This window comes from Synergistaceae bacterium (genome assembly GCA_012521675.1).
In the GTDB taxonomy this organism is placed as follows: Bacteria; Synergistota; Synergistia; order Synergistales; family Aminobacteriaceae; genus JAAYLU01.
This window is the reverse complement of record JAAYLU010000018.1, coordinates 1-19,000: the sequence shown is the minus strand read 5'-3', so window position 1 is coordinate 19,000 and position 19,000 is coordinate 1. Positions and strand designations below refer to the sequence as shown.

Genomic DNA, 19,000 nt, shown 5'->3' with positions numbered 1-19,000 from the left:
GGGCTCGGTCACGTCTCCTCCCGCGCCTTTTTCTCTCTCTTCTCGGCGTACATTGCCCTATCGGCGGCGGCAAGCAGAGATTTTGCGTCGATACCGTCCCTCGGGTAGAGAGAGACGCCTATGCTGGCGTCTATGCGGATCTCATGACCCATTACGCGAAAGGGCTGCGAGAACAGCCCTCTCATGTTCGACAGGATGCTCTCAAATCCCTTTTCCTGGCTGAAGGCCTCGAACAGGATGACGAACTCGTCTCCCGCCAGCCTAGCGACCGTGTCCTGCTCCCGGTGTGTCTCCCTCATTCTCCTCGCTACCTCTATAAGCAGGGCATCCCCTGTCTCGTGTCCAAAGGTGTCGTTTACCCTCTTGAAAAAATCCAGGTCCACAAAGAGTAAAACCGCCATGGTGCGCTCGCGCCTGGCCCTGGCCAGTGCGATCTCGATGCGGTCCATAAGCAGCGCCCGGTTGGGCAGGCCGGTTAGAAAGTCGTGGTAGGCCATCCGGGTCAGCCTCTCCTGCTCCCTTTTTAAACCTCCTATGTGCCGATAGACCCCGGAATAGTGCTCCGGGTCGCCGTCCCCGTCCGAAACAGCGGAGATGGAGAGCCAGACCGGGTACGTCTCGCCGTCCCTCTTTCTGTGCAGCACCTCGCCGCTCCAACTGCCGGTACATTTCAGCTCTTCGATGAAGGCCCGGCCGAACTGCCCCTCCCTCGCAGCGAAGAGCGACGGTTTATGGCCGCGCATCTCGGCGAGGGTAAAGCCTGTCAGCTCCTCGAGGGCCGGGTTGCAGTCCTGTATGAAGCCCTTGGAATCCACTATCACCACCCCCTCGGATATGGAGCGGTAGAGATGTGCCAGTTTTTTCGATTGCATTTCGCTCTCTGCCAGGGAGGCGGTCTTGATCTCCACGAAGCGCAGCGTAGCACCGCGCCAGTTGAAAAAGAGCCCCGTTAGCAGCGCGACCAGCGATGACACAAGAACCCCCGAGTAGATAGCGACCCTGCCCGCAACCCTCGGATGCATGGCGTGGAACAAGGATCCCGGCCGAGTCTCCAGCTCGAGGACCTGCCCCATCATGAACAGCGGGCGCACGGAACGGAAGAGCGCCTCTCCATCCATTTCCGAGGCGACCTCGCGGGGCAGGGCGAACAGGCTCTGAGAGCTCCCGTCGGGCAGGACGCGGGCGAGCCGCACATCCATCACGCCCTCTCCTACTTCGTCGCTGCCGGACATGGAGCCGCCGAGCATTGCCTCCAGGTTCACCACTATCGCTACGATGCCCACAGTCGAGCCCGAGGGGTCCACGACCATTCTGAGCGCCGCCTTCCTGCACGCGCCGTCACCGTCGGGCAGGACCCCGGAGAGGGTGGAAAGCCGCTCGGCCAACAGGACTCTTACGGCCTCCTCCATGGGCTGCGCGAAGGAGAGATCCTTTCCCTCGGGCAAGAATGGTCGGTCCTCCGGCGTTGAGTAGACAACGACGAAGGAGGGTCGATCGTCGCCATGGACGTACGAAGCCGGGGCCCAGGCTACGGCGTCGATGTATGGCACGCGGGCCAGGTACTCGGCGTACCTGCCGAACTCGTCGCGATCGACATAGTCGCTGCTCTCGAAGAAACGCCCGAGCGCCTCGAGGTACCCGTCCCTCAGTTCTTTGAGCTCCCGGAGGAAAAAGCCGGACTCGAGGTAGGACAGGGTAAAATAGGCACTCCTTTGAGTGCGAAACTCGTACCAGTCGGCCCCTCGCGAAAACAGGCCGGTCAGGACCAGTCCGATTGACAGAGCCCACAGCGACTCCGCGAGCAGGAGGCCGGGCTTTCGCGGTCGGGCGACGGCCCGGCGTCCCGCCTGGATGACGAGAATGAGCAGGACGCCACCGCACAACGGCACCAGCGCCCGTTCCCCCAGGAGCCTGCGGTAGTCCGGGTATTCCGCTTGAAGCATGACGGCGACCCCGGGCTCGCCCTTCCCCGCTGACGCCAAGGGCACGACAGCGGCCCAAAGATTCGAGTCGCCCGCCCTGTAGGGAGAGCTCACTATCGGCTGGCCGGAGCGAAACGCTGTGACGAACTCGTCAAAGGGCGGATGGAAGCGTTCGCCGGGCCCCGCCCCCCCTGTCGAGCGAGCGTCGACCAGGTAGACCGCTCCTCCGTCTTGCGACTCTGCGATAAGGGAGACCGACAGGACGGGCGCAAGCACGGGCAGGATAGAGATAAACTGCTCGGATAGCCTCGTGTATGCGGGGTCCTCCACGTCGGATGGCGTTGCCTGCAGCTCCCTCACGCGCCATGGATTGATCGTCTCGCCAAGCGTCCTGGCCGCAGTCAACAGCTCGGTTCGCTTGAAGTCCAGAGCACGCCTGGCCTCCACCAGGCCGAGCAAGCAACCAACGATCGCCAGCAGTACGCACAGCAAGTTCGTTCCCTTGGTGAAAAACAGACTAGCGCGGGTGATCCTCTTCATCTTGCAATCCCTCTCTCGGCGCCATTGAGCCATGTCAGTGGAGAAGCGGTACAGTAAAGGCCAATATCACTTGAAGAATTCCAATTGGATAGATTCTATCATGGATTTCGACGGCATTCATATACTCCGACCTGCTTTTTGTCGAATGCTTCCCAGGCCCCTCGGCAACGGTTTTTCAGCCATGTGCTAAAATCCCTTTAAGCACGAAGATCTGAAAAGGAGGCCCGATATGACTGTTTCCGGGAAAAACACGCTTGCCATAGTATGCGGGGGAGGTCCGGCGCCGGGCATCAACAGCGTCATCAGCTCCGTAACCATAGAGGCCAGGAAATGCGGGTGGGAGGTTTACGGCGTCTACGACGGATTCGAGCACCTTGGAAAGGGGAAAAGCAAGGTCGTCCCTCTCACCATAGACACGGTTAGCAGGATACACTCCGACGGAGGGAGCATACTGAGGGTGTCCCGCTCAAACCCGACCAAGAGCGATGAGACCCTGAAAAACGTGGTGGAGACGCTCGCAGGCATGGGGGTCACTCATCTTGTCACCATCGGCGGCGACGATACTGCCTACGCCGCGTCGTGCATCTCGGACTACGCCAAGAACAGCCTGGGCCTGTCCATCAAGTTCGCTCACGTGCCGAAGACGATCGACAACGACCTGCCGCTGCCGGAGGGGATCCCGACCTTCGGATTCGAAACCGCTCGCTCCCTCGGCACGCAGATCGTCACCAACCTGATGGAGGACGCGAAGACGACCGGCCGGTGGTACCTGGCGGTGGCCATGGGGCGGGTCGCGGGTCACCTGGCCCTCGGCATAGGCAAGAGCGCCGGGGCAACTCTCACAGTCATTCCGGAGGAGTTCCCGGGCAAGGAGAAGATACCCCTGTCGCTGGTGGTGGACATTATCGCCGGGGCGATAATCAAGCGCTTGGCCTCGGGCAGGGATTACGGGGTGGCCGTGGCGGCCGAGGGGCTGATCGAGAGGATAAGCCTCGAGGACCTCGAGGCGGCCGACTGCATCGAGCGGGACGATCACGGGCACATTCGCTACGCAGAGATCAATTTCTCCGACGTGCTGAAAAAGGAGCTGCTGGCCACTATGCGCGCGCTCGGCCTGAGGATGACCATCAACAACAAGGAGGTGGGCTACGAGGTCCGCTGCGCTCCCCCCAACGCCTTCGACATAGAGTACACCAGGGACCTGGGGTTCGGCGCCTTCGAGTTCCTTCAGAGCGGCGGGACCAACGCCCTGATCTCCATCCAGGACAACCAGATCGTCCCCATACCCTTCGACAGGCTCATCGACCCGGCAACGGGGAAGACTCGAGTGAGACGGGTCAATACCGGTTCGATTCAGTACAGGATCGCGCGCGAGTACATGATCAGGCTGGAAAAGGGAGACTTGACCCCGGGCGGAGAGCTGGAAAACCTCGCCGCCGTGGTGAACATGCCTCCCGCGGCCTTCCGGGAGAGGTTCCAGCACGTGGTCGACTACTGATCGCCGCGGTTTATCGCGAGGGAGGAGCGAACTATCTCCTCGAGCAGCTCGCCGAACGACATGCCGGCCGCGACGGCGGCCTTCGGAACAAGGCTGTTGGCCGTCATGCCGGGGACTGTGTTGACCTCCAGCACATAAGGACGCCCTTCCTCGTCCAGCCTGAGGTCGACTCTGCCGAAGGAGGAGCAGCCCAGGGCAGTGTAGGCGTTGATCGAGGCCCGCTCCACGGCCCCTGCGATATCGTTCGAGAGAGGCGCGGGGATCAGTAATTCCGACATTCCGGGGGTGTACTTGGAGCTGTAGTCGTAGAAACCAGCGACGGGCTGGATCTCTATGACCGGCAGGCAGCGGGGGACGCCGTCCCTCTCGGATATGGTCACCGTCAGCTCCCGGCCGGGGATGTACTCCTCCACCAGCGCCCTCGAGTTGATGGCGAAGGCGTCCTCGAGGGCCTCCGAAAGCTGATCGGCGCCGTCCAGTATCGAGACCCCCACTGTGCTTCCGGAGCAGCAGGGCTTGACCACCAGTTTGCCGCTCCGCTCCAGAAGTAAAGAAAAGCGCGGATCGCCCATCACCTCGCGCACTCCGGTACCTCGCACCACCTCGATCCCTTCGGGCGTGGGGATGCCCTTCATGCCGAAAAGCGCCTTGCTGGCGGTCTTGTCCATTGCGAGGGCGCAGGCCGAGTGCCCCGACCCGGAGAAGGGGGTGCGGCTCATCCCGAGGGCCGCCTGCAGGGTACCGTCCTCGCCCCAGCCGCCATGTAGGGTGATGAAGGCGAACTCTATTGACTCCTGCTTTATTATTGCGGGAAGATCCTCCTTGCGGATGAGATCGACGGACGTCACTTCGAGGCCGCGCTCCGCAAACGCCGCGGTCACCGCAGCCCCGCTTTTAAGCGACACCTCTCTCTCGGGGCCTTCGCCTCCGTAAAGCACTGTTATTTTCACGGTTTATCAAATCCTTCCCTGTCCCTTTGAAAGATGATCAATTATTATACACGCTACCTGCATTTGCCGCCTCGTTTTCTGTTACAATAACAGTGAAGAAAAATTACAGGCACACTCTGCAGCGCGAAGGGAGGATCCGCTCATGGCCGTACAGTGGAGCGACGAGCTTGCAATCGGCATAGGCATAATAGACGACCAGCACAGGAAGCTGATCGAGCGCTTCGCCAGTTTTTCAAAGGCGGTGGACGAGGGCGACATGCGCAAGGTGGAGGAGACAGTGAACTACCTGGTCGGATACGCCATACAGCACTTCGGCGCCGAGGAGCTGATAATGATCCGCAACTGCTACGACCAGTTCAAGGAGCACCGGGACGAACACAGCTGGTTCATCAAGCGGGTGTACGACGCCTATGTTGACCTGGCCGGGAACAAGTCCTTCACTTCGGAGCAGGCCGAGCAGCTCAGGGATATGCTCCTCGAGTGGATACTGGATCATATCATGGTCAAGGACAAGAGGATCGCGATCGCCCTCGACGGTGCCGGATGCACGGGAGAGGAGGACACAGGCTCATGAGCGACCCTATCGGCAAGATGGACGAGATGCGGCTCGACGTGCTCAGGGAGATCGGCAACATAGGGGCGGGCAACGCAGCCACCTCTCTCTCCGCAATGCTGGGCAGGGCGGTGGGCATGAGCGTCTCCAGGGTTCTCCCGATGCGCTTCAACGAGATAATCGAGTACGCCGGCGGGGCGGAGAGGATGATCCTGACAGTCTTCGTTCGAATCGAAGGAGGGGTCTCCGGCAACATGCTGTTCACCATGGACATCTCGGACGCGCAGTCGCTCGTCAGGCACATGACCGGGGCGTCCGAGGAGGACGGTTTCTCCGAGATGGGGCTGTCGGTCCTGAACGAGGTGGGCAACATCATGATAGGCTCCTACATCACGGCCCTGTCCGATTTCCTCGGATTCGAGCTCAACCCTTCGGTCCCCTCGCTCGCGATGGACATGGCGGGGGCGATCCTGGCCTTCTGCCTCACCGAGACAGGGCGAAGCGGCGACACGGCTCTATTGATCGAAGGCGCCCTCTCGATCGATGGAGGGCCGGTGTCGGAGGAAGGAGCGAGCAGGATATTCCTGCTCCCAGACCCCGATTCCTACAACAAGATGTTCACCGCGCTCGGAGTTCCTTCAGATGCGAACGGTTAGAGTGGGGATCGCCGAGGCCGGGGTGGTCGTGAACCCGGACAGCATCACGACGCTGGGGCTGGGCTCCTGCGTGGGGGTCACCATGTACGACGAGAGAAGAAAAATCGGAGGCATGGTGCACGTGATGCTTCCGTCGACCGAGCTTGCCAAGGGAGACAACTTCAACAAGTCCAAGTTCGCCGACTCGGGAGTCCCGGACCTCGTGGACCGGATGGTCCGCTTCGGCGCCGACAGGAGGAGGCTGGTGGCCAAGCTGGCGGGAGGGGCGCAGATGTTCAACATCGGCGGCTCGGGCGACTCCATCCTGAAGATCGGCGCGCGCAACACCGAGGCGTGCAAGAGAGCGCTGGCGAGCCTCGGCATCCCGATCATTTCGGAGGACACGGGAGGCTCGTGGGGGCGCACGATTGTGCTCTTCGCCGATACAGGCATCCTCGAAGTCCGCACGATCGGAAGGACAAAAACCCAAATCTGACATAAAAATCAAACCGGAGGTATTCTGTGAACACCGACAGACACGTACTCGACACGGAGAGGGTCGGCGGGCTGTTGTTGAGGCTCTCTCTGCCGTCGATAATAGGCATGGTCGTGATGGCGTCGTACAACATCGCCGACTCGATCTTCATTGGGCACGGCGTGGGTCCGATGGGACTCGCCGCCGTGATGATCTGCTTCCCCATCCAGTTCCTAGGAGGGGCGATGTCCATAATGGCGGGGATAGGGGGTTCGTCCATTATCTCCAGAAGCCTCGGGGCGGGGGACGTGGACAGGGCGGAGCGGGCCCTGGGGGCGACCACGGCCTTCTCGCTGACCGTAGGCGTGTTCGTGCTCGTCCTCCCGATGCTCTTCATCGACGAGATACTCTCTCTGTTCGGCGCAGGCCCGGACATCCTGCCCCACGCGAGGGACTACCTGTCGGTGATCCTATTCGGCATGCCCTTCCAGATGTTCGGCATGGCGGGCAACCACATGGCGCGAGCGGAGGGGCGGGCCAGGATAGCCATGGCCTCCCTTATGATCTCGGCGATTTTGAACATCATCCTCGACCCCATATTCATCTTCGTACTGGGGCTGGGCGTGTGGGGCGCGGCGGCCGCGACGGTCATCTCCCAGTTCACGATGTTCGTCTGGATCTTCGGCTACTTCATCAGCGGACGGGGCAGCCTGAGGATCAGGCTCCGCAACCTTCTGCCAAGCCTTTCGCTTCTGCGGGAGATCACGGCGATCGGCATGTCCGAGTTCACACGCATGGCGGCGGGAAGCATGTCCATGATCCTGATAAACGCCGCCCTGATCCGCTGGGGCGGAGATCTGCACGTCGCGGTGTACGGAGTGATCCACAGGGGACTGTCCTTCTTCTTCATGCCGATGATGGGGATCGCGCAGGGCTTCCAGCCTATACTGGGGTACAACTACGGTGCGGGCAGGATCAGGCAGGCGCGAACCGCCGTCAGGCTGGCCCTGGTAAGCGCGACCATTCTCGCGTTCTGTGCCTTTTTAACCACTCAGACATTTCCCGCGAAGATATTCGCCATATTCACGACCGACAAGACGCTCATCGCGGAGGGGACGCGGGCCATGAGGATAATCACCGGCGCGCTCTTCCTGATAGGCTTCCAGATGGTCGGATCGGCGATGTTCCAGGCGCTGGGCAAGGCACGCCCGGCCTTCATACTGTCGCTGTCGCGCCAGGTGCTGCTGCTGATCCCCTTTGTCCTGATCCTGCCCGCGCTTTTAAGGTCAACCGACGGGGTGTGGCTGGCCTTCCCTCTGGCCGACTCTCTATCCTTCCTCGTGACTCTATTCTTCTTCCGGAGGGAGATGCGGACCAGCCTGATGGTGGAGGCGGCACCGGCCTGACCCGGCTCCGCGCATAGGGGTACGGCCAAGCACCCGTTCGGCGGAGCATCCGATGCCGTCCTGAAGGCAGATCCCTCACATTCGTTCGGGATGACGAGAGAGCTGTTCGGGATGACGAGAGAGCTGTTCGGGATGACGAGAGGGCTGTTCGGGATGATAATTGTCGTTGCTTGTGCTATTCGCAGGCCTCGGACGCCGGGACCACCTTGCCGTCCGGGTCCACGTAGCGCACCTCGCATGCCAGCCAGGCCCCGATCCTATCGTGGACCCGCCTGCGCACCTCCCCTATCAGGGCAAGGACATCGCGGGATGTCGCGCCACCCGTGTTGACTATGAAGTTCGCGTGGTGATGCGACACCTGGGCCCCGCCGACGGTCAGCCCCTTAAGCCCCGTGTCCTCCACGACCTTGCCTGGAGGGCCGGCGATCTCGTAGACCTCCGGTGAGTTGGTGAAGACGGAGCCGCAGTTGGGAAGCCTGAGAGGGAACTTCCGCCTTCTCTCCTCCATTATCCTCAGAGCCTCCGCCCTGACATCTCTGCGCTCCGCTCGTTCCAGGCTCAGGATCGCCTCCAGGACAATCCACCGTTCGCCTTCGTGTTCGTCCTGAAAGATAGAGCGCCTGTACGAGAAACCGCACTCCTCCGCCGAGAAGACGCGCAGTCGTCCCTCGCGGTTGACCGCCTTGACCGTGATGATGATCTCCCCCACGCTGCGCCTCAGGCTTCCTCCGTTCATCGTGACGAGCCCGCCAACCGAGCCTGGTATGCCCGCAGCATGCTCAAGGCCGGAAAGACCTGCTGCCGCGAGGTTTCTCACCAGTCGAGGCACCCACAAGCCGGCCTGGATCCTGACGCTCTCGCCTTCGATCCAAAGGCCCGAGAAGGGACTGCCGAGCTTCATTACCACGCCCCTGAAGCCCTCGTCGGAAAAGAGCAGGTTCGTCCCCTTGCCTATGACGACTAAGGGAAGATTCTCCTCGCGGGTGAATTGAACCAGCCGAACCACTTGGTCGCAGTCCGAGGGCTGCACGAAGATATCCGCCGGGCCGCCGATCCTCCAAGAGCCGTGGGCGCTCAACGACTCGTCGCATGTTATGGACCCAGCGTCCAGTGAGCGAAGACGGACGGCCAATCTATGCACCGGACGAATCTCCCTCTCGTCTTACCGGGACGAAGTCGGCCTCCTCCACCCTGATGAACGAAGGGGCGTCGTCGTCGGCCGCAGCATCGGCCAGGATGTCGAGAGTACCCTTATGGCACGTGAAGAGCAGCACCTGGTTGTCCTTCGCCGCCTTGCAGATCGCCCTTGCTGCGCCCCTCTGCCTTCCCTCGTCGAAGCGGACCATAAGATCGTCGAGTATCAGGGGCAACGGCTCGGAGTTTCTCCCCCAGAGAGAGGCCAGGGCGAGGCGCATCGACAGGTATACCTGGTCGGCAAGTCCGGAGCTCCACATCATCTCGTCCTTCCTTCCGCGCGCCTGGTCCTTCTCCTCCAGCACGACTGAAAGTCCCTTCTCGCTTCCCTCGGACAGGAGGAGATATCTGTCGTCGGTCATCAGTGACAGGTACTCTCCCGCGGCCCTGATCACCTCCGGCTGGCGCTCCCTCTCGTGCCTGGCCTTCGATACCTCCAGGAAGTGACGGGCCAAAACACAGGAGAGCCACTCCTCCAGGTGAGCCTCGATCTTTCTCTCCATTCCCTTCCTGGCGAACAGGAGCTCGCTCTGGCGCTCGTCGGTACCCATGCGCTCAAGCTCCGACGCGAGGCGTCCTCGCGAGTCCACTAGCTCGTCGACTTCGGATCGCAGCCTGTTAATCCGCTCGCGTATCTCCTCCGCCTGTGACCGGATCTCCTCCGGCCTGCGAAACAGGTACTCCTCCTCCGCCGATCCAAGCGCCTCCTCGGAGCCGAACAGGCCGAGGAGCACCTTCCTCTCCTGCGTCCTGCCCGCAAGAAGCGCCTCCCTCTTGCGCCATTCCTCCGCCAATGCGACGAAGGCCTCCTCGTCCGGCGTACTGGCGGCGGCGAAGAGCTCGCCTAACTTCCTGGCCGCGCCGTCGAACTCCTCCTTGATCTCATCGAGCGAACGCCTCAGGTTTTCCGCCTCCCTGCCGAGGGACTCGGCTGCGCTTCGCGTCTCGGATGCGCGCCTCAGCAGGGAGGAGAAGGCGCGTATCGCCTCAGGAGAGGCCGCCGACGGGGCGGGCTCGCCGATGGAGTCGAATGAGCCCGCAAGCTGCTCCGAGAGTGTGCGTATCTTGTCCGCGACCTCGGATACGTATTCGTTCAGCTCCCCGGCCTCCGCCTCCCGGGAGGAGAGCATGGCCCCCTCGGAGCGCAGCTGCAGAATGCGGGGCACTATCCCCTCGAGATCCCTGGGGCCCAGTTTTTCGTCGAACTTGCGCTCCTCAAGCCACTTGCGCCACTCCTCGTTCAGCTCATCGAGCTCTCTCTCGGTCTTAGAAAGCTCCTCTTCCATGGCAACGCCATCGGCGTCCATCCTGGCGAGCACCGCGGTCATCTGGCGGTTTCTCTCCCCCAGGAGGGTGAATCGCTCCTGCGAGCCCCTGTCCTCCTCACCCTCCTCGACGATGCGCCCCATCGCGCTCTCCGAGCGAGGGGCCTCTATTCCGAGATCCAGGCAGAGCTCGTCCCTCCGGGTCTTCAGCCTCTCTAGGCCCTCCATCCTGCTCTCGATCATTAGTTCATTCTCCTCCAGCCTGGAGCCGAGGTCCTCGAGGCGTCTCTCCCACTGCTTCAGGCCTGCGGAGTACTTCTTCGAGAGGTCCCTGTGGGCGAGCAGGGCCAGCAGGGACGCGGTGAATAGCGCCGCCGAGCCGAAGGCCCACAGGTATTCGGCGGTAAGGAAAGCCTGGAGGGCCGCGCCTATACCCACCAGGAGAAGGAATCCGGAGATCATGCCGACAAGCAGCCCCGGCCTCAGCGGTTTCTGCTCCAGGGCCCGGTCCTTCTCGGCCTGAAGGGCCGATCGGACCTCCTCCATCGATCCGAGCTCGTCCTCCTGGGCACGAAGCTCGTTGAAGGCGCTCCTGAGGCGAGTTATCAGATCCCACCTCTCCGCGGCCCTCTTCGCCCTCTTCTCGACCACTCCCATCTCCCTCTCCAGGGAGGCGGCCTCGGCGCGACGGTCCTCCCGGAGGCGGTTCCACTGGCCGAGGGACTTCTCCCCCTCCCCCTTCTTGCGCTCCAGGGTCTCCTTCCTGTCGGCTGTTCGCCTGGCGAAGGCCACCGCATCCGCCGACACGTCGGAGCTGTTCAGGTGCTCCTCGTTCCACCAGGGGCAGAGGTCGGCTATGTTTCGGAGGAAGTTGTCGCGCGACGGCGGAAGTTCGCGTTCAAGACGATTTTTTCGGGCGAGCGCGGTCCGGAGTCGCTCGACCTCCTGCTCGAGCAGGCGTATCTCCGGCTCTTTTTCAAAGCACAGAAGGAGCGGGTCGCTCAGCAACTCCCCGGCCTCCTCCTCCTTGGCCCGGATATCCGACTCGAGCCTCGTCTTCGCGGAATCGAGACGTCTCTTTTCGTCTTTAAGGCGCTCCAGCCTGTCAAGCCCCCCCTCCGGGAAGGGGGGAAGGTCTCCCGACTCGGCCAGTCGACGCTCTATATCCCCAAGGGCCGCCCTGGGGGCGAGCCCCTTCTCCAGCAGCTCTAAAAACGAAGCACGCTTCAGCATGCCGGACAGCTCCTCGCGCCTGGCCGCCGCCGACCTCTCGGCTTCATCCATCGCCTCGCGCTTCTCCCTCCACGATCCACTCCTGTCTCGAAGCCCTCTCACCTGGTCGTCCGTCTCCCTCATGGAGGCCAGCAGCCTGTTTACAGCGGAGGCGCTCCTGGAGGCGCCCGGACGGTACAGCTCGTTGGCGCGGGCCTCCAGCGACGATAGAAGACCAGGCAGTGAAGCGGAGCCCAGTCCCGAGCCGGCAGCGAAGAACCGGGCCGCTATGTCGGACCTGTTCAGCAGCTCCATCGACTGCATATCCCATAGTCCGATCGCGAACACGCTCTCGTAGACGTCCTTGCTTATGGAGAAAAAATCGGGCGGGAGCGGCAGTGCCTCTCCTTCTCCCGCCGGGGAGATGGTGTTGTTTTTTCCGTCCAGGGTCAGGACATACTCCCTGCCGTCCTCCATCACTATCCTGGCTGTGCCGGCGTGCCGTCCGCCGCCGACCGGCTCGTAGACGTTCCCCTTTTTGCGGGCGTATCTTTCGCGAGGAAACAGGACGCGGCGGAAGAAGTTCATCAGAGTGGTCTTACCGCTCTCGTTGTCCCCGTGAAAGACCGTCAGTCCCTCCGAGAGACCGGCCCCCGCCCCTGAAAAGATTCCATAATTCCGGACAAAGAACTCGCTTATCCTCATTCGTCGTCCTCCCCCTCGAGCAGTCCCTCGAGCGCCAATATGGTTCCCCTGCGCAAAAGCGACGAGATCTCGTCGTCCGAGAGGCCATCGACCCGGTCGAAGACCTCTCGGTGCAGCTTGTCCCTCACTCCGAGGTCTGCGAGAAGGTCCATCAGTCTTCCCCTCAAAGCGCCCCCCTCTTCAAAGGATCGGGCCTCCTGCAGAAAATCCCCCACGAAATGGCTTCCCGCCGAGAGAACCTCGAGGTCGAAGGGGGGAGATGTCTCGTCGGTCACTCCTTCGATGTGTACGAAGTCACCCCGCCCCTCCTCGCCTTGGTTCAGCGTCTCCACCAGGCCTCCGGGACCGGACAGGAAGCCCGGGCGGCGCATCAGGGCGCTCAACCTTCCACGCCCGATCACTCTCGCGCGGACGATCGCGGGACGCCCGTCCGACTCTCGCCTCGCCCTCTCCACGAGGTTCTCGAAGGCGGTCAGCAGCTCCTCGTCCCTCTCCATGCCCTCGATGGAGAGAGACTCCCTGATCCATCGAACAGCATCGCAGGGTATGAACTCCACATCGCCCGAGGCGGGACCGGAGCCCCCGGAGTCCAGGGTCGCCAGGAAGACCCCCTTCTCGCCCGTCTCCCCGATATGCCGCCCCTGGATGTTGCCCGGATAGACGATCAGGGGGGAGCGACAGAGGACCTCCGCGCCGTGCACATGTCCCAGGGCCCAGTAGTCCATGCCGGAGGCCCTGAGGTCGTCCAGAGAGCAGGGCGCGTAGTTTTCGTGCCCCTTTCTTCCACCGACGTTGCAGTGAAGAAGCGCGATGTTCACCCCGTCCGTCCTTCTGCCGTGGAAGCGCAAGGCGAGGTTTTCTTCCACGTCGCGCACGGGAAAGCTGCAGCCGTGCACTGTGCCGGCCCTCTCTCCCCGGATGACAAGAGGTGCCGACTCCACCTCGCGTCCAAACCGGTGAATCAGGGGCGGCAACTCGCGGTCGAGCTCCCAGCCGGAGAGAGGGTCGTGATTTCCGTGGACGACGAACGACGGGATACCCGCGTCGGCCAACCTCTTAAGCTGCTCGACGAAGAACAGCTGCGCCCTTATGCTCCTGTCCTCGCTGTCATATACGTCTCCGGACACGAGAAAGAAGTCCGCCCCCACCTGCAATGCCAGGTCCACCGAGTTGCGAAAGGCGTTGAAAGCGGCTTCCCTGAGGACTCGCGCCAGTCCGGGGGAGGCCTCCGACACCCCGCTGAAGGGGCTGTCCAGGTGAAGGTCGGCGCAGTGAATGAACTTCAACTTGCTGTTTGTCACAGGATTTTTGCTCCTTTCGCCCCGATAATCGGACGGGTTCGTCTGTACAATTCAAGGACATCGGCACCGAACCCTTCCCGACAGGACGCCATCTACTTTATTCCACCCGCATGATCTTTGCAATAGCGACAATGGCCGGGAATTGCAATCCACCGAGCTTCCCGGCGGACTTGTCACCGGCGGGGCACAATGGGATAATGGCACAGCGCCGAACCCGGCGTACATACAGTCATGGAGGCGTTTGAGAGATGAAGGGTTTTGGAGCCGGAATAAGGGCAATATCGTACTACCTTCCGCCGAAGGTAGTGAGCAACAAGGCGCTCGTAGAGGAGTTCGGAGTCTGGACCGAGGACAAGATCAGTCAGAAGACCGGCATAAAAGAGAGACGTGTAGTCGACGGAGAGCTGGTATCCGATCTTGCGACCCGGGCGGGCGAAAAGCTCTTCGAGGAGCATGGGATCGACAGGAACGACATCGACTTCCTGCTGCTGTGCACCGAGTGCCCGGACTACTACCTGCCCGCGACAGCATGCGTCGTTCAGGACAGGCTGGGGCTGAAGAAGACCACCGGTGCGCTCGACTTCAACCTCGGCTGCTCGGGCTTCGTCTACGGACTGGCCCTGGCCAAGGGGCTGATCGGGACCGGCATCGCCAAGAAGGTCATGCTGATCACGGCGGACACTCTGACCCGAACAGTCCACCCGATGGACAAGAGCACCCGCACGATCTTCGGCGACGCGGCCGCCGCCACTCTCATCGAAGGGTCGGACACAGCCAGGATAGGGGAGTTCGTCCTGGGCACGGACGGCTCGGGCATGGACAAGCTCATCATCCCGGCGGGTGCCTGGGCAGCTCCCCGATCGCCCGAGACGGCGGTCGAGCGCACCAACAGGTGGGGGAACACCAGAAGCGCGGAGAACCTGTACATGAACGGGCCGGAGGTCCTGAGGTTCACCCTCGAGACAGTGCCTCCCGCCGTGGAGCAGGTCCTGGAGATCCACTCCCTCAGGATGGAGGACATCGAACTATTCGTGTTTCACCAGGCGACCAGGATGATACTCGAGCACCTGCGAAAGGAGATCGACATTCCGGAGGAGAAGTTCTACGTCAACATCGAAAACAAGGGCAACACCGTGAGCGCCACCATTCCGATAGCACTTCGCGACGCCGCGGACGAGGGCAGGCTGCGCCCGGGGGACAGGGTCATGGTCGTCGGCTTCGGAGTGGGCTTCTCCTGGGGGACGACCATACTGCGCTGGTAACCCATCTACTCTACTTTTCCAATTGTGATGCATTTATGCTAGACTGAAGGGCGGGGGATTCCCCGCCCGACCTTTTTTCAATTCTGGGGGGTGATATGTTGGGTGGCTTTGCTCTGAGGAAGTTCGTGGCTCCAGAGATCCTCTTCGGCGAAGGTGCCATGGAGTATGCGGGGCAGTACGCACATAATCTGGGAGGAACTAGAGTCTTCATTGCCACCGACCCTGGTTTAATCGAGGCCGGGTGGCTTGACCGCGTTGTGGAAAACCTGCGCCAGGAAAGGCTCGACTGCGTGGTCTTCTCCGACATTCGCCCCAACCCGACCGTCTCCATGGTGATGAGCGGGGCGGAGGTCTATGACGAGGAGGATTGCGACCTGGTCCTGGCGCTCGGCGGCGGCAGCCCGATGGACTGCGCCAAGGCGATCGCCGCAGTGCACGCAAACGGCAGCCACGTTCTGGAGTTCGTCGGGATAGACCGTATTCCCAATCCCTCTCCCCCGGTGATCTGCATCCCGTCTACCTCGGGAAGCGCCGCCGATGTCTCGCAGTTCTCCATCATCAAGGACGACGACACCAAGGTCAAGTGCGCGATAATCAGCAAGTCGATGGTCCCCGACCTCTCTCTTACCGACCCCCGGATCACGGTCACGATGGACAGGGGTCTTACGGCCGCCACGGGGCTGGATGCCCTGACTCACGCTGTCGAGGCGTACGTATCAAGAGCTTCCTCCAATCTGACCGACCTGCACGCGCTGCACGCTATCCGCCTGGTAGTCGAGCATCTTCCGAGGGTACTCGACGATCTGTCCGACATGGCCTGCAGGACCGGCATGACCTTGGCCAGCATGCATGCGGGGCTGGCCTTCTCAAACGCGGGACTCGGCGTGGTGCACGCTCTCTCCCACAGCCTTGGAGGGCTGCTGGACCTCCCTCACGGAGAGTGCAATTCCCTCCTGCTCCGCTACGGGGTGGAGAGAAACTACACCGCCGCCCCCGGGCGCTTCGTCGAGATCCTGAGAGCCTTGGGAGGGGGAGAGACGGCTACCGACCCCCTTGACGAGCTGCTGAATCGACTCGACGACCTCAGGTCGAACGCAGGCGTACCGGGCAGGCTGCGCGAGCTCGGGCTGTCGCTCGAGCAGCTGCCGCTGCTGGCCAAATCCGCCGCGGAAGATCCGTGCATGGTCACCAACCCACTTCCGCTGACAGAGAACGATCTGGAGTCGCTTTTACGGAATGCCTATTGAGGGGGATGACGCGCAGCTCCTCGCCCTGATGGGGCTGGGTGCAAAGTCGGGGAAGAAGAGCCACTACCCGGAGCTTAAGAGGCGCCTCTCCGAGCTGGAGCGCATGAGGACGCTTCTGGACCATGCGGGGGACGCCATCATCTTGGTGACCCTGCCGGAGGAGCATCTGGAGTTCTGCAACATGGCGGCGATGAACCTGATGGCCCAGTCCGGCGTCCCGGGCGGAGAGAGACTCAGCGACTGCCTCGCGACCGCAGGCGGCAGGCCTGTATCGCTCAAGGAGCTCTTCCCCAAGCCCCGAAACCATGAGAGCCGCGCCGTGCTCTCGCTGAACTCCACAAACGGTCCGCGCCGCTTCGAGGCGTCCTTCCAAGTGGTCCTCGACGCCGGCCGCGAGTCGGGCATACTTATCCTGAGGGATCAAGAGGAGCAGATCTCTGTACAAGAGCTGTTGGCGCACTCCCTGACCGAGATGGAGGCGGAGAGGATCAGGACGATAAGCCTGACCACCGCACTCGTAGAGATGAAGGACTCCTATACCGGCAAGAACCAGCGAGGCACGGCCAAGCTGGCGGCGGAGATCGGCGCCGGGCTGGGCATGCCCCCATCGAAGGTGGACGAGCTTGTCACGGCTTCGCTGTTGCACGACGTTGGAATGATGGGGATACCGTCGGAGATTTTAAGCATACCGGGGCCGCTTCGCCCGGTCGACAGGCGGCTCATGCAGGAGCACTGCACCATCGGCGGAGACCTGCTGGTCAAGGAGGGGTTCCCCGACGTGATCTCCTCGGCGGTACTGCATCACCACGAACGGATGGACGGCAGCGGCTATCCGGACGGGCTCGCCGGTGACCGCATACCCCCCGCTGCGCGGATCATCGGGCTGGCCGACTCAGTCGAGGCCATGCTCAACCATCGCCCCTACCGCCCCGCGCTTTCAAGGGAGAGCGTCTTGCAGGAGTTAGAAGAAGGACGTGGACAGCTGTTCGACCCGGAGATAACGGACATCTGTCTCTCCCTGCTGCGCGAAGGGTTCTCCTTCTCCGATCCCGGCGATTAGTGAAAGACGGCGCTCATGACCGGCGCCGCCCCTCCAGCATGGAAAGTTGAATTCAAGATAGAATAAGATTAGTGAACCTCGAAAACCAGGTCCAGCCTTGTCAGCTTGAAAAGCTCCTCCACCATCCCGCGAAGGCCCGTCACGCTCATTTTGCCGCCCTTCTGAAGGCACCTCTTGTGGATGGAGATAAGGACTCCGAGCCCGGAGCTGTCGATATAATCGAGGTTGTGCAGGTCGAGAGTCAGGTTCGACACTCCCTCTTCGAGAAGGGCGATCAGCCTCTCTCTTACCTCCGCCGAATCCTCGACGTACATGCTGCCGCTGACGCCGACCCTGGCGCTGTTCCCAGTCTTGTTGATATCGATTCTCATGGTTGATCCTCCTTTTGATCTAGGTTTCTATATTGTCGGACGCCTCTCGGCGGTACCGGCATGACGGCCTCGTAGAAGCACGACCTCGTCTCCGGTGGAAACTCCACCCTCTTTAATTACGCGAAGGAAAAAGCCGACCGTCGGCAGAAGACACCACCCACGGTAATCGTATGAATGCGGCTCTCCAGGCTTCTTCCCCTTCTCCACAACCTCAAGAACCGCGGACTCGCCCAGCGCGATCCTGGCGCCCGGAGCCAGGTCCGGGGGCAGCCCTTCGACGATCAGGTTTTCTGCCAACGATCCCGCGGGAAAGGGGAACCCTGCTTCAAGTTCCGCTTCCCGTATGTCCTCGGCGCGCAGCAGGCTTACCTCCCTCTCCGTCAATCCAAAATGCGAATCACCCTCGACTCCGCCCTCGATCAGGCGAATCGAGTCCACCACCACCTTCGGCTCCTGACGAACGGAGCTTGTGCAGACGGCTGTAACTCTCCCCATAGAGAAAGATTCCCTCCCTCATACATACTCTCCATGCGTATGATAACATGAAAACCGGAAGCGGGGGTAGGAAATAGGATCCCCTTAAATCCACTTTGGACAAGAACGGAACCGATCAGCACCCTATGACATAGGCAAAAATACGACGATCACGCTTACGCGTGCCTTGTGCGGTTCAACAGTCCACAATCCACGAGAAGACGGAACCCGTACGGGATGTCATCAAAGTGCTGTGCCTGGCCGTCTTCTCCACGCTAGCGGAGCCAGGGGCGCGAAGAGGGCCAGCGCCCAGGGGGAGAAGGGATCCGCCGCGCAGCCGCCACCGCCCGATGAGCCGGGCTTCGGGGGAACGGGGGCCTGCTCTTTCTCGTAGGCGCCGATGTCGTATCCTAACCCCTGCGGACGGGAGACGCCGCGCTGGTCGGTTGACGGCGCGCCCGTATTAGTTCCGCTGTCTATGGCGGAGCTGCCCTCGAGCAGGGCGCAGGTCTGTGTCGGGCCGCCGTTGTCCGCCAGCGGGCCGAGCTTGGGATCGGCGTCTGTGTTGCCCTCGCCTGGAAAAATGACGGTATCGACTATGGAATAGATGATTTTCAGTGTGCGGCCCGGTTCCACAAAAACCTGTCCCACGGCGGAACCCGACCCCCATAAGATGGTGTTCGTCACCGTCGGACCGTCCTTTGAAAAAGACTATATAAAACACGGCACAAACCCTTGATATTACTGGGTTTATGCCGTGTTCGACTTCCGTTTTGTCGCTTGTTTGTCGCTTAAATCTGCTAAACGATACTTAAAGATAAGCCGCGATACTCGCATTAAACATCACTCTTGCGCCTGTTACAATCTGCGCAAAGCATTTGACAGTTTGCGGCGGTCGTCCTGCCGCCTTTACTCCACGGGGTTATATGG

At 61.6% G+C, this 19,000-nt stretch carries 17 protein-coding genes; 8 read left to right on the top strand and 9 right to left on the bottom strand.

Features of this window, described 5'->3' with window-relative positions:
- Positions 1–8 precede the first annotated feature (8 nt).
- Positions 9–2,462 carry a diguanylate cyclase gene (locus GX181_02130; protein ID NLM70745.1) on the bottom strand — a complete coding sequence of 818 codons (2,454 nt, stop codon included), beginning with the start codon at positions 2,460–2,462 and terminating at the stop codon, positions 9–11.
- Between the two features lie 229 nt (positions 2,463–2,691).
- Here GX181_02130 and GX181_02125 point away from each other — a divergent pair, with 229 nt between their 5' ends.
- Complete coding sequence (locus GX181_02125) at positions 2,692–3,960, top strand: 6-phosphofructokinase (GenBank protein ID NLM70744.1); 1,269 nt, start codon at positions 2,692–2,694, stop codon at positions 3,958–3,960.
- On the opposite strand, the gene GX181_02120 is transcribed toward GX181_02125, so the two are convergent.
- A complete protein-coding gene (locus GX181_02120) occupies positions 3,954–4,910 on the bottom strand; it encodes a D-alanine--D-alanine ligase (protein NLM70743.1) in 957 nt (318 codons plus the stop codon). The genes GX181_02125 and GX181_02120 overlap by 7 nt on opposite strands.
- A 142-nt stretch (positions 4,911–5,052) precedes the next feature.
- Between GX181_02120 and GX181_02115 the strand changes: the two genes are divergently transcribed.
- From GX181_02115 to GX181_02100, 4 genes are all read left to right on the top strand, one after another.
- Positions 5,053–5,484, top strand: coding sequence for a hemerythrin family protein (locus GX181_02115; GenBank protein NLM70742.1), 432 nt, complete (start codon positions 5,053–5,055; stop codon positions 5,482–5,484).
- Positions 5,481–6,119: a chemotaxis protein CheC gene (locus GX181_02110; protein ID NLM70741.1), complete on the top strand. Its 639-nt coding sequence runs from the start codon at positions 5,481–5,483 to the stop codon at positions 6,117–6,119. Before GX181_02115 ends, GX181_02110 begins: the two co-directional genes overlap by 4 nt.
- Positions 6,106–6,594: a chemotaxis protein CheD gene (locus GX181_02105; GenBank protein NLM70740.1), complete on the top strand. Its 489-nt coding sequence runs from the start codon at positions 6,106–6,108 to the stop codon at positions 6,592–6,594. Before GX181_02110 ends, GX181_02105 begins: the two co-directional genes overlap by 14 nt.
- A gap of 107 nt (positions 6,595–6,701) precedes the next feature.
- On the top strand, positions 6,702–7,979 hold the full coding sequence (locus GX181_02100) for an MATE family efflux transporter (GenBank protein NLM70739.1): 1,278 nt from the start codon (positions 6,702–6,704) through the stop codon (positions 7,977–7,979).
- A 175-nt stretch (positions 7,980–8,154) separates the two neighbouring features.
- Here GX181_02100 and murB read toward each other — a convergent pair whose 3' ends face one another.
- The 3 genes from murB to GX181_02085 are packed head-to-tail and all read right to left on the bottom strand — an operon-like array spanning position 8,155 to position 13,656.
- On the bottom strand, positions 8,155–9,111 hold the full coding sequence (gene murB / locus GX181_02095; protein NLM70738.1) for a UDP-N-acetylmuramate dehydrogenase: 957 nt from the start codon (positions 9,109–9,111) through the stop codon (positions 8,155–8,157).
- Position 9,112: 1 nt separating this feature from the next.
- On the bottom strand, positions 9,113–12,355 hold the full coding sequence (locus GX181_02090) for an AAA family ATPase (GenBank protein NLM70737.1): 3,243 nt from the start codon (positions 12,353–12,355) through the stop codon (positions 9,113–9,115).
- Positions 12,352–13,656, bottom strand: coding sequence for a DNA repair exonuclease (locus GX181_02085; GenBank protein ID NLM70736.1), 1,305 nt, complete (start codon positions 13,654–13,656; stop codon positions 12,352–12,354). The genes GX181_02090 and GX181_02085 overlap by 4 nt, the downstream gene beginning before the upstream one ends.
- Positions 13,657–13,904: 248 nt before the next feature.
- Here GX181_02085 and GX181_02080 point away from each other — a divergent pair, with 248 nt between their 5' ends.
- The 3 genes from GX181_02080 (at position 13,905) to GX181_02070 (ending at position 17,225) form a co-directional block, all read left to right on the top strand.
- Positions 13,905–14,918 carry a ketoacyl-ACP synthase III gene (locus tag GX181_02080; GenBank protein NLM70735.1) on the top strand — a complete coding sequence of 338 codons (1,014 nt, stop codon included), beginning with the start codon at positions 13,905–13,907 and terminating at the stop codon, positions 14,916–14,918.
- A gap of 95 nt (positions 14,919–15,013) precedes the next feature.
- Positions 15,014–16,165 (top strand): iron-containing alcohol dehydrogenase, encoded by a 1,152-nt coding sequence (locus GX181_02075; GenBank protein NLM70734.1) that lies wholly within the window; start codon positions 15,014–15,016, stop codon positions 16,163–16,165.
- On the top strand, positions 16,155–17,225 hold the full coding sequence (locus tag GX181_02070; protein ID NLM70733.1) for an HD-GYP domain-containing protein: 1,071 nt from the start codon (positions 16,155–16,157) through the stop codon (positions 17,223–17,225). The genes GX181_02075 and GX181_02070 overlap by 11 nt, the downstream gene beginning before the upstream one ends.
- Positions 17,226–17,293: 68 nt before the next feature.
- Here GX181_02070 and GX181_02065 read toward each other — a convergent pair whose 3' ends face one another.
- The 4 genes from GX181_02065 to GX181_02050 all read right to left on the bottom strand — a co-directional run.
- Positions 17,294–17,596 carry an STAS domain-containing protein gene (locus GX181_02065; GenBank protein ID NLM70732.1) on the bottom strand — a complete coding sequence of 101 codons (303 nt, stop codon included), beginning with the start codon at positions 17,594–17,596 and terminating at the stop codon, positions 17,294–17,296.
- A 27-nt stretch (positions 17,597–17,623) separates the two neighbouring features.
- Positions 17,624–18,091 carry an MOSC domain-containing protein gene (locus GX181_02060; protein ID NLM70731.1) on the bottom strand — a complete coding sequence of 156 codons (468 nt, stop codon included), beginning with the start codon at positions 18,089–18,091 and terminating at the stop codon, positions 17,624–17,626.
- Between the two features lie 222 nt (positions 18,092–18,313).
- A complete protein-coding gene (locus GX181_02055; GenBank protein ID NLM70730.1) occupies positions 18,314–18,721 on the bottom strand; it encodes a hypothetical protein in 408 nt (135 codons plus the stop codon).
- Between the two features lie 185 nt (positions 18,722–18,906).
- On the bottom strand, positions 18,907–19,000 hold a 94-nt coding region (locus GX181_02050; GenBank protein ID NLM70729.1), incomplete at its 5' end, for an HNH endonuclease.